Origin of the sequence: Ureibacillus sp. FSL K6-0786 (assembly GCF_037965165.1) — a bacterium.
GTDB classification, from domain to species: domain Bacteria; phylum Bacillota; class Bacilli; order Bacillales_A; family Planococcaceae; genus Ureibacillus; species Ureibacillus thermosphaericus.
The window spans coordinates 633,588-652,209 of the sequence record NZ_CP150191.1; the positions used below are offsets into that span (position 1 = coordinate 633,588).

At 36.5% G+C, this 18,622-nt stretch carries 17 protein-coding genes; 4 read left to right on the forward strand and 13 right to left on the reverse strand.

The annotated features are described in order from the left end of the window. Positions 1 to 78: 78 nt before the first annotated feature. From NSQ18_RS03180 to coxB, 4 genes are read right to left on the reverse strand one after another with little or no spacing between them, the layout of a single operon-like run. Complete coding sequence (locus NSQ18_RS03180) at positions 79 to 420, reverse strand: cytochrome C oxidase subunit IV family protein (RefSeq protein WP_016837537.1); 342 nt, start codon at positions 418 to 420, stop codon at positions 79 to 81. A gap of 1 nt (position 421) precedes the next feature. Continuing rightward, complete coding sequence (locus NSQ18_RS03185; protein ID WP_026019003.1) at positions 422 to 1,048, reverse strand: cytochrome (ubi)quinol oxidase subunit III; 627 nt, start codon at positions 1,046 to 1,048, stop codon at positions 422 to 424. After that, on the reverse strand, positions 1,045 to 2,937 hold the full coding sequence (locus NSQ18_RS03190) for a cytochrome c oxidase subunit I (RefSeq protein WP_339288933.1): 1,893 nt from the start codon (positions 2,935 to 2,937) through the stop codon (positions 1,045 to 1,047). Before NSQ18_RS03190 ends, NSQ18_RS03185 begins: the two co-directional genes overlap by 4 nt. Before the next feature lie 45 nt (positions 2,938 to 2,982). After that, positions 2,983 to 4,059, reverse strand: a complete 1,077-nt coding sequence (gene coxB, locus NSQ18_RS03195) for a cytochrome c oxidase subunit II (RefSeq protein WP_339288935.1) — start codon at positions 4,057 to 4,059, stop codon at positions 2,983 to 2,985. Positions 4,060 to 4,865: 806 nt separating this feature from the next. Here coxB and NSQ18_RS03200 point away from each other — a divergent pair. Further along, positions 4,866 to 5,795, forward strand: coding sequence for a heme A synthase (locus NSQ18_RS03200; protein ID WP_016837541.1), 930 nt, complete (start codon positions 4,866 to 4,868; stop codon positions 5,793 to 5,795). A gap of 226 nt (positions 5,796 to 6,021) precedes the next feature. Here NSQ18_RS03200 and pyc read toward each other — a convergent pair whose 3' ends face one another. From pyc to NSQ18_RS03215, 3 genes are read right to left on the reverse strand one after another with little or no spacing between them, the layout of a single operon-like run. Then, the gene (pyc, locus tag NSQ18_RS03205; protein WP_016837542.1) at positions 6,022 to 9,459 is read right to left on the reverse strand and encodes a pyruvate carboxylase; all 3,438 of its coding nucleotides are present in this window, start codon (positions 9,457 to 9,459) and stop codon (positions 6,022 to 6,024) included. Next, a complete protein-coding gene (locus NSQ18_RS03210; protein ID WP_339288937.1) occupies positions 9,456 to 10,643 on the reverse strand; it encodes a putative peptidoglycan glycosyltransferase FtsW in 1,188 nt (395 codons plus the stop codon). The genes pyc and NSQ18_RS03210 overlap by 4 nt, the downstream gene beginning before the upstream one ends. Before the next feature lie 54 nt (positions 10,644 to 10,697). Continuing rightward, positions 10,698 to 10,985, reverse strand: coding sequence for a YlaN family protein (locus NSQ18_RS03215; RefSeq protein WP_016837544.1), 288 nt, complete (start codon positions 10,983 to 10,985; stop codon positions 10,698 to 10,700). Positions 10,986 to 11,163: 178 nt separating this feature from the next. Here NSQ18_RS03215 and NSQ18_RS03220 point away from each other — a divergent pair, with 178 nt between their 5' ends. After that, positions 11,164 to 11,664 (forward strand): hypothetical protein, encoded by a 501-nt coding sequence (locus NSQ18_RS03220; protein ID WP_016837545.1) that lies wholly within the window; start codon positions 11,164 to 11,166, stop codon positions 11,662 to 11,664. A 10-nt stretch (positions 11,665 to 11,674) separates the two neighbouring features. Then, on the forward strand, positions 11,675 to 11,878 hold the full coding sequence (locus tag NSQ18_RS03225) for a YlaI family protein (protein WP_016837546.1): 204 nt from the start codon (positions 11,675 to 11,677) through the stop codon (positions 11,876 to 11,878). Between the two features lie 97 nt (positions 11,879 to 11,975). Here the strand turns inward: NSQ18_RS03225 and NSQ18_RS03230 are convergent, their stop codons facing one another. The 5 genes from NSQ18_RS03230 to typA form a co-directional block, all read right to left on the reverse strand. After that, on the reverse strand, positions 11,976 to 12,770 hold the full coding sequence (locus NSQ18_RS03230) for an ABC transporter permease (protein ID WP_339288939.1): 795 nt from the start codon (positions 12,768 to 12,770) through the stop codon (positions 11,976 to 11,978). Continuing rightward, entirely contained in the window at positions 12,760 to 13,524 is a 765-nt protein-coding gene (locus NSQ18_RS03235) for an ABC transporter ATP-binding protein (protein ID WP_016837548.1), read from the reverse strand. Before NSQ18_RS03235 ends, NSQ18_RS03230 begins: the two co-directional genes overlap by 11 nt. Position 13,525: 1 nt before the next feature. Further along, a complete protein-coding gene (locus NSQ18_RS03240) occupies positions 13,526 to 14,515 on the reverse strand; it encodes an ABC transporter substrate-binding protein (RefSeq protein WP_339288941.1) in 990 nt (329 codons plus the stop codon). A gap of 557 nt (positions 14,516 to 15,072) precedes the next feature. Then, complete coding sequence (locus NSQ18_RS03245; protein WP_026019004.1) at positions 15,073 to 15,369, reverse strand: YlaH-like family protein; 297 nt, start codon at positions 15,367 to 15,369, stop codon at positions 15,073 to 15,075. A 104-nt stretch (positions 15,370 to 15,473) separates the two neighbouring features. Continuing rightward, positions 15,474 to 17,321, reverse strand: coding sequence for a translational GTPase TypA (gene typA / locus NSQ18_RS03250; RefSeq protein ID WP_339288943.1), 1,848 nt, complete (start codon positions 17,319 to 17,321; stop codon positions 15,474 to 15,476). Positions 17,322 to 17,447: 126 nt separating this feature from the next. On the opposite strand from typA, the gene NSQ18_RS03255 reads away from it, so the two are divergent. Continuing rightward, complete coding sequence (locus NSQ18_RS03255; RefSeq protein WP_016837561.1) at positions 17,448 to 17,633, forward strand: DUF5325 family protein; 186 nt, start codon at positions 17,448 to 17,450, stop codon at positions 17,631 to 17,633. A 171-nt stretch (positions 17,634 to 17,804) separates the two neighbouring features. Here the strand turns inward: NSQ18_RS03255 and NSQ18_RS03260 are convergent, their stop codons facing one another. Beyond that, entirely contained in the window at positions 17,805 to 18,596 is a 792-nt protein-coding gene (locus NSQ18_RS03260) for an inositol monophosphatase family protein (RefSeq protein WP_096550562.1), read from the reverse strand. Positions 18,597 to 18,622 lie beyond the last annotated feature (26 nt).

The window sequence follows — 18,622 nt, forward strand, 5'->3', positions numbered from 1 at the left end:
TTTGAAGAAAATATGATATTTTTCAAAAGTAAATATATGTAAGAATGGCTGCCTAGAAATTCTAGACAGCCATTTTCATTACCACCAAATAATTGTGTTAAATGCCAAGAAGAATGTGAATGCAATGACAGCTCCTACCCATACAAAAGTGGAGATTACACCGATAAAAGGTGCATGTTTATCATCCATATGCATGAAGGAATATAGTTGTAATACAACTTGAATACCAGCTAATAGTAAGATCACTGGTTTAATAAAAGTTGGTGCAAAGTCAGCAACAACTGTTGCAAATGCAACGAATGTTAAGAAAATCATAATCGCAAAATTAATAACTTGCTTGCGCATTTGTACTGCGCTTTTTCTGCGATCAAATTCGTATTGGGACTGGCTTCTACCTTGAATCTCAGTATCGTGACTCATATTATCCTAACACCCCCATGAGGTATACTACCGTAAAGATGAATACCCAAACAACGTCAATAAAGTGCCAATAAATGGACGCTACAAAGTATTTAGGTGCGTTGTATAGATTCAGACCACGACTAGCATTACGGACGATTAAGCAGATCATCCAAACTAATCCGATAATTACGTGAAGACCGTGCGTTCCTACAAGTGTAAAGAATGCTGAAGAGAACGCAGATTGAGTATAACCAAAACCAATGTGTACATAGTGATAGAACTCATAAATTTCAAGGGCAAGGAAGCCAAGTCCAAGAAGAACTGTTACTCCAGTCCAAAGTTGAACCCCTTTGAAATTATAGTTTTTCAAATGATACATCGCATATACAGAAGTTAATGATGATGTTAAAAGGAACATCGTCATCACAAAGGCCAATGGTAATTCAAATAGTTCTTGAGATGTGAACTGCATACCTGCTGGACCTTTGTTTCTCAAAGAAATGTATGTTGCAAATAAACTTGCGAATAACACAATATCGCTACAAATGAAAATCCAAATACCTACGTACTTATTTTTACCTTCATGTGTTGCTTGTTCTGGGTGTTCTGGCCAAGTTTGAGGGGTGAATTTAGTATTTAACATTATTTATTTCCCCCTTTTCCATAAAGCTCATTTTCAATTTCAATAATTTCTTCTGCATGTAAGTGATATCCTAAATCATCTTTTACTGAACGAACAATCATTGCAAGTACAGTAATACCAATTCCAATTACCATTACTGGTACTGACCAAGATTCTCCATCTGGATGATATAATGCACCAAATGCAGCAACGAATAATCCGATTGACATAATAAGCGGTAAAATTGAGTTATTTGGCATATGAACATCGCCAAGTGGCTCTGCATATGTCATGCCTTCAGGATTTCCTTCTTGTTTTTCAATCCAATATGGGTCAAATCCACGAACAAGTGGAGTTTGTTTAAAGTTATAGAATGGAATAGGAGTTTTTAATGCCCATTCTAAAGAACGTCCATCTCCCCAGTAATCGCGGCAGTTTAATGGTTCCGATTTAATTGATAACAACATGTTAATAACCATTAGCACTACACCAATTGCCATCATAATCGCACCGATGGATGAAATGAAGTTGAATAAATCCCAACCTTGACCTTCCATGTAAGTGAATACGCGGCGTGGCATACCCATTAATCCAAGGAAGTGCTGTACAAAGAATGTTAAATGGAATCCGATAAAGAAAATCCAGAATGTCCAATAACCTAATTTTTCGCTCATTGCACGGTTGAAGAATAACGGCCAATAGAAGTGGAATGATGCAAAGATTGCCGTTACGATACCACCAACGATTACGTAGTGGAAGTGTGCAACGATAAAGTATGAATCGTGTAATTGATAGTCAAGTGGTGCAGTTGCCTGCATTACACCTGTTACCCCACCAGCAACGAAAGATGGGATAAATCCTAAAGCGTAAATCATTGGTACAGTAACTTTAATAGAACCGCCCCAAATTGTCAGAATCCAGTTAAATACTTTCATACCTGTTGGAACAGCAATCGCCATTGTTGCAACTGCGAAAATAGCGTTAGCTGTTGCACCAAGACCAGTTGTAAACATGTGGTGAGCCCAAACCATGAATCCTAAGAAACCGATTAAGATTGTCGCGAATACCATTGAAGAGTATCCAAATAAACGTTTACGAGCAAATACCGGAATAATTTCAGAGAATAAACCGAATGCTGGCAATACTAAGATATACACTTCAGGGTGACCGAAAATCCAGAATAAGTGCTCCCAAATAATCGTATTACCACCCATTGTATGATCGAAGAAGTTAGCATCGAACATACGGTCAACTAACATCAAGAATAACCCTACAGTAAGTGGAGGGAATGCGAATAAAATTAATGTACTAGAGATTAGCGATGTCCAAGTAAATAAAGGCATACGCATAAATGTCATACCTGGTGCACGCATAGTGATAATAGTAACAATGAAGTTAATACCAGAAATTAATGTACCTGCACCAGAAATCTGTAAACCTAATACATAGAAGTCAATACCATGTCCAGGTGAATATAAAGATAATGATGCATATGAAGTCCAACCAGCATCAGGTGCTCCACCCATAAAGAATGATAAGTGCAAGAATGTAGCACCTAAGAAGAATAACCAAAATCCTAATGAGTTCAGGAATGGGAATGCTACGTCACGAGCACCAATTTGTAAAGGTACAACCATGTTCATAAAGCCGAATAATAGTGGTGTTGCTGCTAAAAAGAGCATTGTTGTACCGTGCATTGTTAATAACTCATTGAAAGTACCGGCAGAAATAAAGTCGCTATTTGGAAACATTAGTTGAATGCGCATTAAAAGCGCTTCAAAACCTGCGATAGCAAAGAATAATAGCCCAGAGAATAGGTACAATACCGCAAGTTTTTTATGGTCAACAGTTGTTAAATAGTCCCAAATAACCGCACCCACGCCCTTTTTCTTTGTGACTGCTACTGAGCTCACAACTTTAACCTCCTTAATTAATCTCTATCTATATCTTTTAAATGATTATTTTTCAACTGATAAGCTCATTAAGTAATCAGCTACAGCACTTACTTCCTCATCAGTTAATTCTTTATACATGTCAGTCATTAAGTTGCCTGGTTTATACTTTTCAGGATCTTTAATCCATGCTTCTACGTTCTCTTTCGTATGCTCTAAGAATCCTGCAACACGGTTGCGATCACCAAATGTTGCTAAGTTAGGACCCATTGCACCGGCAGGGCCAACAGCAGATACTGCGTGACATCCTAAGCAATTTTGAGCAAATACTGCTTCACCTAAATCTGTTGAATCAGTAGAAGCTGTTTGACCTTCTGTAGCTTGCATAGCAGCTACCCAAGCATCAAAGTCTTGACGATTTAATGATTTTACTTTGAAATCCATTAATGCGTGAGAAGGACCGCAAAGTTCAGCACATTTTCCGTACCATACACCTTCTCCATCGTTTAAGCCTGCAGATTCTTTATCGAATACTAGATAGAATTTATTTACGTTTTCAACGTTAGTATCGATTTTTCCGCCGATTGCAGGAATCCAGAATGAGTGTTTAACGTCAGCTGCTTTTAAGTTGAAGTAAACCTTTTCATTTGTTGGAACAACTAGTTCTTGAGCAGTGACAATACCATATTCAGGATATTCAAATTCCCACCAATATAATTTTGCAGTAACATTTACTGTTAGCGCAGTTGGATTACCTTCCTCATCCACTTCATCCATAGCAGATACATCGGCAAATTTATAAGTAGCCAAAATAGTTGGAACAGATAAAATTAATAAAAGAATAATTGGGATAACTGTCCAAATTACTTCTAAAGTGTGGCTACCTTCCACTTGTTTTGGCATGTAATCTTCGCCGAGTTTAGAGCGACGGAATTTCGCGAAAGTAAGTAAATAAAGAACTGAAACTACTATAACTACTAACGTCATGATGCTTGTAGCTAGTAATAGTAGATTAAATTGCTCTTTTCCGACAGCACCAGATGGTCGAAGTGTTGAAATATACTCTTCACCACAGCCCGATAAAATAATAGCAAATGCTGCTAATAACGGGAAAAGAGACCATTTTTTAAGCCCTTTCTTCATAGCTTAATTAAACCCCTCTTTCTTTTGATTGTCTTGTCTAACAGGACATTATGGCTCTATCTATTTGAATTCTTTATTGAAGAAAGAATCCCTGATGGTATAAAACTGTTAATTAATGAGTGAAATTTTTACTGTAATTCATATCATCAATCAAACTAATACAACATATACTTAGTATAAACAGTACTTAATCTAATAATGGTGCTTAATAAGTGCAAAAACCGCTATTTAGCAGTTTATACATAAAAATGAAACAATAACCATATTAACATACAATTTTCATTAGATGAATGACATTTTTTTAAAATAAAAATTTAAATATAACTCCATGCATTTATTACATACATGTCCTAATGAAAACACAGTTTCCCCATGAGCTCCATTTTCACTAGCTCTGAGTTTACTATGACGATCATTATATTGGCAAGAAAATTCAATGCCTCAAAATTTCAGCCCGCTATTATTTCCCTCCTTTTTTTCCTTTCAAAATTGTAAGCTTTACTTACTAAATTCTACTATATCGAACTTTGTGCCAAATTTCTAGATTATAAGGTGAATTTTGTGTGAAACACCAAGTTCAATGACTTTAATTTCTACTTTACTACAAAGCATATTATAAGGAACTATCAATTAATAGTATTTTTGTGAAATCTTTTTCACATTTCTGTGAACAGTTTGTGAAATTTCATATCAATTATTTCGTGCGAATTCTTTGAAGTTGTCTTTTTTGTATGAATTCGCTATCATCATAAAAGCATAGCTTTTTTCATGCAATTTTTACAGAGTATAAAAGTAGGTGTCAATTAATGCAACACAGGTATTATTGGATATTAAAATGGGTTGCAGTAGCTACTACCCTTGGTATGTTGCTTATTCTATTAGGGGGAGCTCTCGTAACAAAAACGGATAGCGGTTTAGGCTGTGGTCGAAATTGGCCAGATTGTAACGGATCATTGATTCCGAAAGAAATTACTACTGAAGTGTTGATTGAGTTTTCCCATCGCTTTGTTACCGGGGCAGTCTCCATCCTAGTTTTAATATTAGTTTTTTGGACATGGAGATCTCTCAGTCACGTTAAGGAAGTTAAATTTTTAGGATTTCTAGCAATCTTTTTCCTTGTATTGCAAGCATTAATTGGTGCTGCCCAAGTACTTTGGGGACAAGGCGATTTTATTTTAGCCCTGCACTTTGGTATTTCCCTTATTTCCTTTGCAGCCGTAATGTTGCTCGCAATGATTGTTTTCGAAGTCGATCAGAAATTTGATGCTGATCGGGTTATTATTCGTAGAAAATTAAAGTGGCATACCATTGGTGTTACCCTTTATTCATACATAGTAATATATACCGGAGCGCTAGTTAGACATACAGGATCAAGTTTAACATGCCCTAGTTGGCCGTTTTGCTATAACGATAAACCATTTAGTTTACCTAGCAAAATGTATGAATGGGTGCACATGGGGCATCGTTTAGCCGCATTATTAATTTTCATTTGGATTTTATATATTATGATTCATGCCTTTAAACATTATAAAGATCAACGGGTTATTTATTGGGGCTGGATTATCGCGTTTATTCTTGTTGCTTTGCAAATTATTGCAGGCATGTTCATTATCTTGACTCAATTAAATTTAGTCGTGTCCTTACTGCATTCATTGTTTATTACACTATTGTTCGGACTGTTATGTTATATGATTTTATTAGTTGCCCGTAGTTCTTATAACGAAAATAAAAGATAATTTTCATGTGGATTGTTCTCTTAATGAGAGGCAATCCATTTTTATTTCATTACTATTGAATCGAATCTTCAAATCCTTAAAGATATTCCCCAAGCAATAATTGCTATACTACTATATTTCTTACGCTCTAGAGAATTTATCAACCAAATATTAAAAAAAAATGAGCGAATTAGAAAACATATCGCTTTCTAAATTCGCTCCATTTATGAAATTTCATATTCTTACATTATTCAAGTTCAATTAATAAGTCACCAGTTGAAATGGCATCGCCTGGTTTCGCGTAAATTTCTTTTATAACCCCATCGTTAGGTGCTTGTACAGTCGTTTCCATCTTCATTGCTTCTGTAATTAATAAATGATCTCCACGTTTTACACGACTACCATTTGATACAAGAACTTTTAATACCGTTCCAGGCATTGTTGCACCAATTTGATTCGGATTATTCGGATCTGCCTTAATAGCAATTGTTCCATCTGCTTCAACCGTTAAATCTTCAACTACGACTTCACGAGGTTGACCGTTAAATTCGAAGTAAATAACTCTCGTTCCATCGTGTTCTGCTTCACCAATCGATACTAATTTAATAATAAGTGTTTTTCCTTTTTCAATTTCTACTTCAATTTCCTCTCCGATTCTTAAACCATATAGGAATGAAGGCGTATCTAAAGCAGAAAGGTTGCCATATTTTTCAACAGCTTTAAAGTAATCTTCAACTACTTTTGGATAAAGTGCATAGGAGATAACATCTTTTTTCGTTAACGATTTGTTAACTTTTTTCTCCAGTTCTTCTTTCAATTTGTCAAAATCAACTGGTTCTAATAATTCACCAGGTCGAACTGTAATCGGTTTTCGATCTTTTAATATTACTTTTTGTAGTTCTTCAGGGAAACCACCGTGAGGCTGACCTAAATATCCTTGGAAAAATTCAACTACAGAATCAGGGAAATCAATCGTTTTTCCTTTTTCTAAAATGTTTTCCTCATTTAAATCATTTTGAACCATGAATAATGCCATGTCGCCAACAACTTTAGATGATGGCGTTACTTTAACGATGTCGCCAAATAATAAGTTAACACGAGAGTACATCTTTTTCACTTCATCCCAGCGATCAGCAAGGCCAACTGCTTTCGCTTGTTGCTGTAGGTTACTATACTGACCACCAGGCATTTCATGAACATAAATTTCTGAATGCGGGCTTTTCATGCCGCTCTCAAAATCTCGATAAAACTCTCGAACATCTTGCCAATAATAGGATAATTGCTCAAGAGAATCGATATCCGCACGTACTTGTCGATTTGAGCCGCTCATGGCATAATAAAGTGTATTTGCACTAGGCTGAGATGTTAAACCTGCCATGGAACTTAATGCCGTATCAACAATATCAACACCCGCTTCAATAGCTTTTGCATATGTGTAAATTCCATTGCCGCTCGTGTCATGAGTATGCAAATGGATTGGCAAGTCTACAGCTTCTTTTAGTTCAGAAATAAGCACATAAGCAGCTTCTGGCTTCAATAATCCCGCCATATCTTTGATGGCTAAAATATGTGCTCCAGCTCGCTCCAATTCCTTCGACATTTCTTTATAGTATTGAATTGTATATTTCGAACGAGTTGGATCTAAAATATCGCCAGTATAACAGATCGCAGCTTCTGCGATTTTGCCTGTGTTTCGAACTTCATCGATGGCAATTTCCATACCTTTAATCCAGTTTAAGCTATCGAAAATTCGGAATACGTCAATTCCTGCATTTGCAGCTTCTTTAATAAATTCGCGAATTAAGTTATCTGGATAGTTTGTATAACCTACCGCATTAGCACCACGGAACAACATTTGGAATAATATATTCGGAATTTGTTCACGGAGTTTCACAAGTCTTTCCCATGGATCTTCTTTTAAGAAGCGGTAACTCACGTCAAATGTTGCGCCACCCCAAAGTTCTAATGAGAAGAAATTATGCAACATGCGAGCATTATAATCTGCAATTTGATACATATCTTGGCTGCGAACTCGGGTTGCTAAGAGCGACTGGTGAGCATCACGGAATGTTGTATCCGTTAACAATACATCTTGTTGCTCCTTAATCCAACGAACAACCCCCTCTGGACCTTGTTCGTCTAAAAGTTGTTTTGTTCCCCGTGGTATCTCAGTGTTTTTAATATCCAATTTCGGTTTTGTCGGTTTGACAAAAATCGGTTTCTTCTTTTTCTCAATTCCAGGGAAGCCATTTAATGTTACATCCCCGATATATCTCAATAACTTTGTACCGCGGTCTTTGCGTGTAGCAAAGTTAAATAATTCAGGGGTTGAATCAATAAAACTTGTATCAAAATCACCAGATAAAAACTTCTCATGTAAAACAACATTTGTTAAAAATGGAATGTTCGTTTTTACACCACGAATTCGGAATTCACGCAAGTTTCGATCCATTTTCGCAGCAGCTTCTTTAAATGTTCTACCCCAAGTGGAAATTTTGACAAGCAAAGAATCGTAATAAGGGGTTACAACAGCTCCTTGGAATCCGTTGCCTGCATCTAAGCGCACCCCGAATCCACCGCTTGAACGATAAACCATGATTTTTCCTGTATCCGGCATAAAATTATTTGCTGGATCTTCTGTTGTAACGCGAGATTGAATCGCATGTCCAAATAAAGGAATTTCACTTTGTTCAGGGATTCCGATTTCTTTGGAATGAAGATTGTACCCTTCTGCAATTTTAATTTGCGCATGAACAATATCAATGCCCGTAATCATTTCAGTAATCGTATGTTCTACTTGAATACGCGGATTCACTTCGATGAAATAGAAGTCGTCACCGGAAACTAAAAATTCTACTGTTCCAGCATTCACGTATTCAACGTTTTTCATCAACTTAACTGCAGCTTCACAAATGGAGTTTCTCAAATATTCTGAAAGCGAAATCGATGGCGCAATCTCTACCACTTTTTGATGACGACGCTGAATAGAACAATCACGCTCATATAAATGAACGATATTGCCTGTTTTGTCCCCTAAAATTTGCACTTCTATATGTTTCGGTTTAATAATCGCTTTTTCCACGTATACTTCATCGGAACCAAAAGCAGCCTTTGCTTCTGATTTTGCCCTTTCATAGGCACTCTGTAATTCGTCTTTTGAATGCACCAATCGCATTCCTCGACCGCCACCGCCAAGCGCCGCTTTAATCATCACTGGATAACCTACATCATCTGCAAAGCGCTCTAATTCCTCAAAGGATGAAACAGGGCCATCGCTACCAGGAATAACTGGAATTCCCGCAAGAATTGCTTGTTCCCTTGCTTTCACTTTATCTCCAAAAATTTCTAAATGTCTAGAATTTGGACCGATGAAAATAATACCTTCTTCTTCACAGCGTTTCGCAAATTCAACATTTTCAGCTAAAAAGCCATAACCTGGATGGATGGCGTCTGCTCCTGATTCTTTTGCGATTTCAATGATGCCTTCAATATCTAAATAAGCATCGATTGGACCTTTCCCAACACCAACGATATAGGCTTCATCAGCTTTATAACGATGGTGTGAAGCACGATCCTCTTGAGAATAAATCGCAACTGTCTTAATGTCTAATTCATTGCAAGCTCGTAAAACACGAATTGCAATTTCCCCTCTGTTTGCCACTAATAATTTACGAATTTTTCTCATTGTGTCCCCCTAAGTTTTCTTTTTTCTAGTTTCTCATACATAGAAACATTGATTAATATGCCCATTGCGAAAGATAGAACCAATATAGATGATCCACCGTAACTAATGAATGGCAACGTTACCCCAGTTAATGGAATTAGTCCCGATAAACCACCTAGATTAGTAAAGGTTTGGATGGCAATCCAGCTAGCAATGCCCGCTGATATCATTCTTGCTAAAGGATCTTTCGTAAGCAAAGCAATCAAAATTCCTTTAAATACGATAAATCCTAAACCACCAAGTACAATAATAACGCCTAACAAACCCAATTCTTCCGCAATTACAGCCATTATAAAATCAGTTTGCGGTTCCGGTAAATACCCCAGTTTTTGTACGGATTGACCAAGACCTACACCTTCTAATCCACCAGAACCAATCGCCATATAGCCTCGAATGACTTGAAGGCCTGAACCTTGCTCATACTCAAATGGATTTAAAAAAGCTTTAATTCTCCCAATTCGATTTTCTGTAAAAATTGAATCCCTTTTAAATAACGCTAAAATTCCAATAATGGCTCCACCAAAAAGTGCTAATTCCGCAAAAAATTTAAAAAAGGTTCGTATGCGAATTCCACTTGCGGCAACAACTGCTATAGCGATGCCAGAAATAATAAGCACAGCTCCAATGTCAGTTTCATTTGCCACAAAAAAGATAATCGCAATCCATACTATAATGGGATAAATAATATGGTTTGGGTGTAAGTCTACCATCGGTGTTTTTAAACTTTTGTTATAAAAGGCACCAGCAAAATACAGTATGATTATCAGTTTTGCGAGTTCTGAAGGTTGGAATGACATAATTCCAAATAAATTAATCCAACTTCTTGATCCCGTCTCGGCTTCACCCGTACCAAATAGCAATAGCCAAAACATTAAAGTGATAATTAAGCCAACCATAAACATCATAATTTTTTTCCTACTATAATGTTTATACGGGAAAAAAGCACCGAGAACAAAGCTAAAAAATGCAACCACTAAATTAAATAATTGTTTTTTATAATAATAATCCGGTTCTTTACCGTTGACAATAGCTACCATCATACTGGAACTATAAATCATGACAAGTCCAAATAAACATAGGAACACATATACGAAAAATAATGGATAATCAAAATTTCTAATATAGTATGAAATATATTTTCTCATAGTAAAGACCTCTTTTAGAAAAAAAACTCAAATCAAATCGATTTGAGTCTTCTGTTACTTGTTTGTGTTTGTATATGCTTCATGTAACAAGGACAATTCCTTTTCTAATGTATCCAAAATCTTCCTGCCTTGTTCACGTTCAATCAATCCCAACTTTACGGCGAAATCGATTTCACGGGATAAGCCAAACATTTGTGTATCCAACACTTCTTCATACAAAGGACACTGTGGCATCGTTAAATGGTCCATTTGCACTTTAATTAAACGAGCTATTTTATCTGCATCTTCCAATAACAATTCTAAAGCTTTTTCTTGGAAGGAAGCTTGTGTTTTTTTCTCCATGAGGACGCCCCCATTAATGTGATTTCTTCTATTCTATCTTTATAAAGTTTAGCTTTTAGCACATAAAAATGCAAGTAGCAAACAATAGGTAGAACCGTGATAAATGATTATTTCTTTATTAAGATAGAATCTAGCTGTATACTGATATATGTAAAATAGTTAAGGGGGATATTTAAAAATGGAAAGCATCATTCCAATTAAAGGTAAAGTCAAGTATAAATTAACATTAGATCCATCCGTATGGATTTTTGATGATCGCAGAATTGATTTAAAATCTTATTTCACCAATCCGAAACAAGAAGAAGATGAAGATTTAAAATACTTATTTAACATGGGAAAACACTGGTCCCGTGAAATCATGGAAGGTGCAACATTCCCTCCTACATTAAAAACTGAAAGAAAATTTGACCGCCAAGGTATGAAAACTGGTACATTCGGAATGGAAATTAAATATTTTTTAAATCACGCTGAAATTGAAAAAGATGCAACTACAATTGTATTTGAATGCAAAGATGGTTCGGAACATGCTTTTCCAATTGAAGAAGCATACAAATTTATTTTTAAATATAGCCAAGATGGTAAGCCGCTAACAGAGGATGGACCTGTTCATTTAATTTTTGGAGATGGTTCAAACGTGGACAATCCTATCAAAAATATTTCCGCTATCCGAGTGGAATAGGATTGAGTGTATGCGTGTCCAATGTGTACTTTGTGATACCATCCACGAACTGGAAGACGACTCACCATTGGCTAAAAAATTAAGAAATCGACCAATACACACATATATGTGTGAAACATGCAATGATCGCATTACAACGAAAACCCTTGAGCGATTAGCAACTGGAAAATTTCGATTTTTCCGCAGCTCATCCAGCATTGATGAAGAATTATAAAAAATATCCAATTAAACAACATATGACCTATTATGAAATTTACTCTATTTTCATAATAGGTCATTCTTTATCAAGAAACAGTGATTCCCTGTTGCTGTTATTCATTTTTAATTAATCTTTTCTCTAACATTTCAACCAATTGATACATGAGTGTTGCAAAAATCGCGATAATGAGCAACGACATTAACACGAGATTGAAATTAAACACTTGGAATCCGTAAATAATTAAATATCCAAGTCCTCGGGAAGAAACAAGGAACTCCCCAACAATAACCCCTACCCAAGAAAGGCCAACGTTTACTTTTAATGTAGAAATGATCGTTGGGAAAGAAGCTGATAAAATCGCTTCCTTAAACATTTGCCATTTGGTTGCATTAAATGTTTGCAATACTTTTAAGTAATTGGCATCCACATTTCGAAAAGATGTGTAGATTACAATGGTTGAAATGATAACTGAAATGATTGCTCCCATCGTGATGATGGAAGTCATTCCTGGACCAAGCGCTACAATTAATATAGGTCCGAGTGCCACTTTTGGCATGGAATTTAAAACGACGAGATAAGGATCTAAAATTTTTGAAACAGTTGGGAACCACCAAAGTATGGCCGCTAAAATTGTTCCGATCAACGTTCCAAGAATAAATCCAAGAACCGTTTCAAATAAAGTATAGTTTATGTGAATAAATATCGTACCGTCTGATACCATATTCGTTAACAACTTAAATATTCTGGAAGGTGCACTAAATATGAGCGGATCAATCCAGCGTTTAGAAGAAGCCATCTCCCAAAGTACAAAAAATCCTACTAAAATGAAGAGCTGGTAAAACTTGATCCACCGTTTTTCCTTTGCTAACCGTTTTTTATATTGTAAATGAAGTTCTTTAATGTTCAAGATGTTCAAGCTCCTTCCATATTTGTTGGAATAATGGGGAGTAGCTTGAATGACTGCGAGCTTCAAATGGAGTTAACGTTCTAATTTCTTCAGGTATATCAAACACTTTATGAATTTTACCGGGTCTTGCGGAAAATAGATAGATACGGTCACTCATAGCTATAGCTTCACCTATATCGTGCGTAACAAGAATGGCCGTTTTATTATATTGCTTTAACATTTTTGAAACGAGATCCTCAAGCTTTAATTTTGACTGATAATCCAGTGCAGAAAAAGGTTCATCTAATAGCAAAATTTTCGGATCTACCGCAAGCGTCCTGGCTAGCGCCACCCTCTGTCTCATTCCACCAGATAGTTCTCTCGGATATTTTTTCTCCACTGGCGGTAACCCAACATCTTGCAATAATTTCGATGCAATGCTCATATCAACATGTTTGTTTAGTAGTTTTAATCCGAGTGTAATATTCTCTTCAATTGTCTTCCAAGGAAATAAATAATCTTGCTGAAGCATATAGCCAATGGATAACTCTTTATTTCCATACACTTGCTGATTTTCTATGAACACGTTTCCATAGGTCGGTTGAAATAATCCTGCTATTATGGATAACAATGTTGTTTTTCCACAACCACTCGGACCAATAAAGGAAACAAACTCTCCTTCTTCTATCGTTAAATGAATATCCCGTAACGCTTCCGTTGCCGCATCCTTTGAAAAATACGTATGGCTGACATGTTCTACAACTAAGAAACTCATATTACTTCGAAACCTTCTCTGCGAAAGTTGTATCTACTAGTTTCGAATAATCCATGCGCATCGGAAGTTCCCCTGCTTCATCCATAATGTCTTGCAAGTTATTCCACTCTTCTTCATCTAAAATTGGATCTTTGGCATAGGATTCTTGCTGGCGATAACGTTCTACAACTTGTGCAATCAATTCAATGTCCGTATCTTCAAAGAATGGCTGAATAGCTTTTGCCACCTCTTCTGCAGGTGCTTCATATACATAGTCTTGTGCTTTTTTAATAGCTCTTGTAAATTTCTCTGCCACTTCCGGATTTTTCTTTAAGTAGCTTTCTTTCGCCATAAACACCGTATATGGCACATGGCCGGATTCTGTACCAAAGGATGCAACTACATGGCCAATCCCTTCTTTTTCAAACACACTTGCTGTCGGTTCGAATAGCTGTACGAATTCACCAGTACCGGATGCAAAGGCTGTTGCAATATTGGCAAATTCAATGTTTTGGATTAAATTCAGATCCTTATGTGGATTGATTCCGTGTTTTTCAAGAACAAATTCTCCAACCATTTGCGGCATACCACCTTTACGTTGGCCAAGGAAAGTAGAACCTTTCAACATATCCCATGAAAATTCATCAATTTTCTCTCTAGACACTAAAAACGTACCATCTGTTTGAGTTAATTGAGCAAAGTTTTTTATCGGATCGTTAGCACCTTGAGCTGTCACATATATAGAAGTTTCAGCCCCTACAAGGGCAATATCTATCCCATCAGAAAGAAGTGCAGTCATTGTTTTATCCCCACCAGGGATAGTAGACAACTCTATTTCCAATCCTTCTTCTTCAAAATATCCATTGGAAATCGCAACGTATTGTGGTGCATAGAAAATCGAACGCGTTACTTCCCCTACTTTCACTTTTGTCATCTCTTTTTCTCCACAAGCAGCAAAGATAACCATTATCCCTACCAACATGACAGCAAGACTAATTTTCCACCATTTCATCCCTCTTACCTCCTTATTTCGTAGTTCTTTCAATTATCAAGAGTAGGTTATGCGAAGGAGAAAAGATGTGTGATTACCTAAAGATGGGAGAAAAATTCAATTTTGAGCGGATACTTTCTCCTCTTGAGTGGATAGCACACCGGCATGTGTAGATACGCTCCTTGCTTGTGCGAATACCACTCTCGCTCGTGCACATACTCTCCCTGCTCGTGAAAATGTCCTCTCCTCTCGTACAAATAGCATACTCTGGTAGATACTCTCTCCCCCACACATACAAATTCCTTATTTCTGTGACATCTCTAACTACTTATAATGTTTAACATTTACTCTATTTACCAAAAAAGAGCGAATTGGGAAAACACAATGTTTTCTCAATTCGCTCTTCATCTAAGCTCATTTTTTCTGTGACGTGACAGGGATTCTACTATTACTTAAAAGACACCGCTACTTGCAAATTAATTCATAGGTGTTGTAATTGAATAGCGATAGGATCCCTAATCAATAATAAACTACCTAATATTCTAATGCATCTGGAATCACATTTTTCCACATACAAATTACGCTTCTTGTTCTTCCTTCTTCTCTCGCCATAAACGAATTTTATAAAGAATTAATACAAGTGCTGCAACAATTAATCCTTCAATCATTGGCAAGAAAATCGCGAAGAATGTTAGTAGAATACAACCTAAAAATAGGAAAATATAAATAATTATATTTTTACCTAAACTAAGTTTTTTCGCAAAGCCGAGTTTATACACGATTGCAGATAAGATGAAAACTAAGAAAAAGATAATATATCCTGCAGTTGTATTGCTTGGAGCACTTTCGTAAACATAACGAGTAATCGGTGACATGCGATTAAACACTCGTTCTGTATCACTAAGTACTGGTGCAGACGCTAATATCAAACTGAAAAGCTTCAATTCGAACAACACCTTTCATACTTTAAAAGAAAGAATTATACTTGTTCAGCGTATTTTTTCTTTTTCGCTACTTTTTCTCTTTCGTTTTTATCTAATATTTGTTTACGTAAACGAATCGATTCTGGTGTTACTTCTAAGTATTCATCATCGTTTAAAAATTCCAATGCTTCTTCCAACGTTAAAATGCGTGGTTTTTTAATCACTGCTGTTTGATCTTTTGTTGCGGAGCGGATATTTGTTTTTTGCTTTTGTTTTGTAATATTCACAGCAAGGTCATTATCTCGGTTATTTTCTCCAACAATCATGCCTTCGTAGATTTCTGTTCCGGGCTCTACAAATAGAGTACCACGATCTTCAATTTGCATCATCCCATAAGTCGTTGCTTTTCCTGTCTCCATTGAAACCAGCGCTCCATTATGGCGTCCGCCAACACGACCAGGAACAACCGGTTGATAGCTATCAAATGAATGGTTAATAATACCGTACCCTTTTGTAATGGACATAAATTCCGTTGTATATCCAATTAGTCCTCGAGAAGGCACCATGAAAATTAGACGTGTTTGTCCATTTCCGTTATTTGTCATATCCATCATTTCGCCTTTACGATGTCCTAATGATTCAATGACTGTACCCACGTATTCTTCAGGAACATCCACTTGTACTCTCTCTACTGGTTCACATTTGACACCATCGATTTCTTTAATGATTACTTGCGGTTTCGATACTTGTAATTCATATCCTTCACGGCGCATGTTTTCAATTAAAATTGATAAATGCAACTCCCCACGGCCAGAAACGATCCATGCATCTGGAGAATCCGTATCTTCTACACGTAAAGAAACGTCTGTTTCTAATTGTTGTTTTAACCGTTCTTCTAGTTTTCGAGCCGTCACAAATTTCCCTTCTCGACCTGCAAATGGAGAATTATTTACAAGGAAAGTCATTTGCAATGTTGGTTCATCAATGTGAAGCGGTGGCAATGCGTCTTGATGATCAATCGGACATACCGTTTCTCCGACGTTAATATCTTCCATTCCTGACACTGCAACAATATCTCCAGCGCTCGCAGATTCAATTTCTTCTCGTTTCAATCCTGAATAACCTAATAATTTCGTAACGCGATATTGCTTTACACTGCCGTCTAATTTCATTAGTGCAACTGATTGGCCAACATGAATTTTTCCTCGGAATATACGGCCTACCCCAATTCGGCCTACGTAATCATTATAATCGAGCATCGTTACTTGGAACTGTAAAGGCTCTTCTGAATTATCAACTGGTGCTGGGATGTGATCTAAAATTGTATCAAATAAACATTGCATATTTTCTTCTTGATTTGCTGGGTCCGGATCAAGACTTGCTGTACCATTGACTGCAGAAGCATATACGACAGGGAAATCTAATTGATTTTCATCGGCACCTAATTCAATTAATAAATCTAATACTTCATCTACGACTTCAAGAGGGCGGGCAGAATCTTTATCAATTTTATTCACCACAACGATTGGCGTTAACTTTTGTTCTAATGCTTTTTTCAAAACGAAGCGAGTTTGAGGCATACATCCTTCAAACGCATCAACAACAAGTAAAACTCCGTCAACCATTCTTAAAATTCGCTCTACTTCGCCGCCGAAATCCGCGTGTCCTGGAGTATCTAAAATATTGATTTTTGTACCTTTATAGTGAACGGCTGTATTTTTTGCTAAAATAGTAATGCCGCGTTCACGCTCTATATCATTCGAGTCCATTACTCGTTCTTCTACATGTTCATTTATTCGAAAAGTTCCAGATTGTTTTAATAATTGATCCACTAATGTTGTTTTTCCGTGGTCAACGTGTGCGATGATTGCAATATTGCGAATATCTTCACGTAATTTCGTCATATTTCCACTCCAATTTCTTTGTTCATAAGATTAACTGTGTTATTATATCACAAGACCGTAAAAAATTGTCCTTTTCTGAAATATTACATTTTTTTAACATTCGGAACATTAAAGGGGGCGCTATGCATGAATAAAGCGAAAATCGTGATGTTTATATTTTCCTTAGCCGCACTTTTGTCAATGATCTCCATCGGTTATGCAATTGCTACGGAAAGCGTTGTAACAATCATTGCAAGTATCATTGCATTATGTGCTGTCATGGGACTTGGATTTCGCATGAAAAAAAAGTTTCGAGAAAAGGGGCTTTTATAAAATAAATGGCCTGACTAAAAAGTTTTGCACTTTTTGGTCAGGCTTAACTATTTTTTATAGTTCTTTCTCTGCTATGGTCACATCAATTGCGTCTCCTCGTCGAATTTATCAGCGACGAAAGCGATAGCGGCAGTCGTAATTAACGCTCATTCTTTTTGTTACCTCAATATCCTATTTTAATTCGATAAATTCATCTAACAACTTTTGATGAATGGATGGATTTGCAATTAAAAATGTATCATTGGACAATAAATTGAATGGTTCACCTTTTAAATTTGTTACAACGGCTCCTACCTCTTGTGCAATCACCATTCCTCCACCAATATCCCATGGCGCTAATCGCATTGATAGATAAGCATCAAGTTTCCCAGTAACAACTAAAGCGATTTCCATGGCAGCAGAGCCATAAGATCGAGTTCCTCTAACCGTTCGAATGAGATTGGCGATTTTTTCATGATTGATTTTTCCATTTTGAATCACCCAACTTGAATTGATGCCAATAATCGCTTCTTCAATTGTCAAAGGTTCTAATTTGCGAATTGGATGATGGTCAATATACGCTCCTTCTCCTCGTATTGCATATATCAGCTCATTCCGCATGACGTCATATAAATATCCTAGCTTCCCTACTCCATCAACAAAAAAACCAACTGTAATCATGAAATTGCGATGTTGTTTAATAAAGTTCATTGTGCCATCAATCGGGTCAATAATCCAAATGGGGCCATCAAGTGTGACGATTTTGTCGCCCAACCCTTCTTCTCCCATAATTTTATGGGATGGATCTAATTCTTTTATTTTCTTTACAAAAAATTGCTCGATTTGACAATCAATATTTGTCACTAAGTCATTCGCATCTGTCTTCGTTTCTATAATCAATTCCTTCGAAAAGGATTCTCGTATTTGTTCGCCAGCATCATAAATCAATTTTATCGCAAATTCATTTATTTTTTGTAAATCCATTCCACTAACCCTACCTTCTTTATCAG

Bases quoted from the DNA above. Each gene is read 5' to 3' on its own strand.
- NSQ18_RS03180 (WP_016837537.1), bottom strand. From the start codon at position 420: ATGAGTCACGATACTGAGATTCAAGGTAGAAGCCAGTCCCAATACGAA.
- coxB (WP_339288935.1), bottom strand. From the start codon at position 4,059: ATGAAGAAAGGGCTTAAAAAATGGTCTCTTTTCCCGTTATTAGCAGCA.
- NSQ18_RS03200 (WP_016837541.1), top strand. From the start codon at position 4,866: ATGCAACACAGGTATTATTGGATATTAAAATGGGTTGCAGTAGCTACT.
- pyc (WP_016837542.1), bottom strand. From the start codon at position 9,459: ATGAGAAAAATTCGTAAATTATTAGTGGCAAACAGAGGGGAAATTGCA.
- NSQ18_RS03210 (WP_339288937.1), bottom strand. From the start codon at position 10,643: ATGAGAAAATATATTTCATACTATATTAGAAATTTTGATTATCCATTA.
- NSQ18_RS03215 (WP_016837544.1), bottom strand. From the start codon at position 10,985: ATGGAGAAAAAAACACAAGCTTCCTTCCAAGAAAAAGCTTTAGAATTG.
- NSQ18_RS03220 (WP_016837545.1), top strand. From the start codon at position 11,164: ATGGAAAGCATCATTCCAATTAAAGGTAAAGTCAAGTATAAATTAACA.
- NSQ18_RS03225 (WP_016837546.1), top strand. From the start codon at position 11,675: ATGCGTGTCCAATGTGTACTTTGTGATACCATCCACGAACTGGAAGAC.
- NSQ18_RS03235 (WP_016837548.1), bottom strand. From the start codon at position 13,524: ATGAGTTTCTTAGTTGTAGAACATGTCAGCCATACGTATTTTTCAAAG.
- NSQ18_RS03240 (WP_339288941.1), bottom strand. From the start codon at position 14,515: ATGAAATGGTGGAAAATTAGTCTTGCTGTCATGTTGGTAGGGATAATG.
- NSQ18_RS03245 (WP_026019004.1), bottom strand. From the start codon at position 15,369: ATGTCACCGATTACTCGTTATGTTTACGAAAGTGCTCCAAGCAATACA.
- typA (WP_339288943.1), bottom strand. From the start codon at position 17,321: ATGACGAAATTACGTGAAGATATTCGCAATATTGCAATCATCGCACAC.
- NSQ18_RS03255 (WP_016837561.1), top strand. From the start codon at position 17,448: ATGAATAAAGCGAAAATCGTGATGTTTATATTTTCCTTAGCCGCACTT.
- NSQ18_RS03260 (WP_096550562.1), bottom strand. From the start codon at position 18,596: ATGGATTTACAAAAAATAAATGAATTTGCGATAAAATTGATTTATGAT.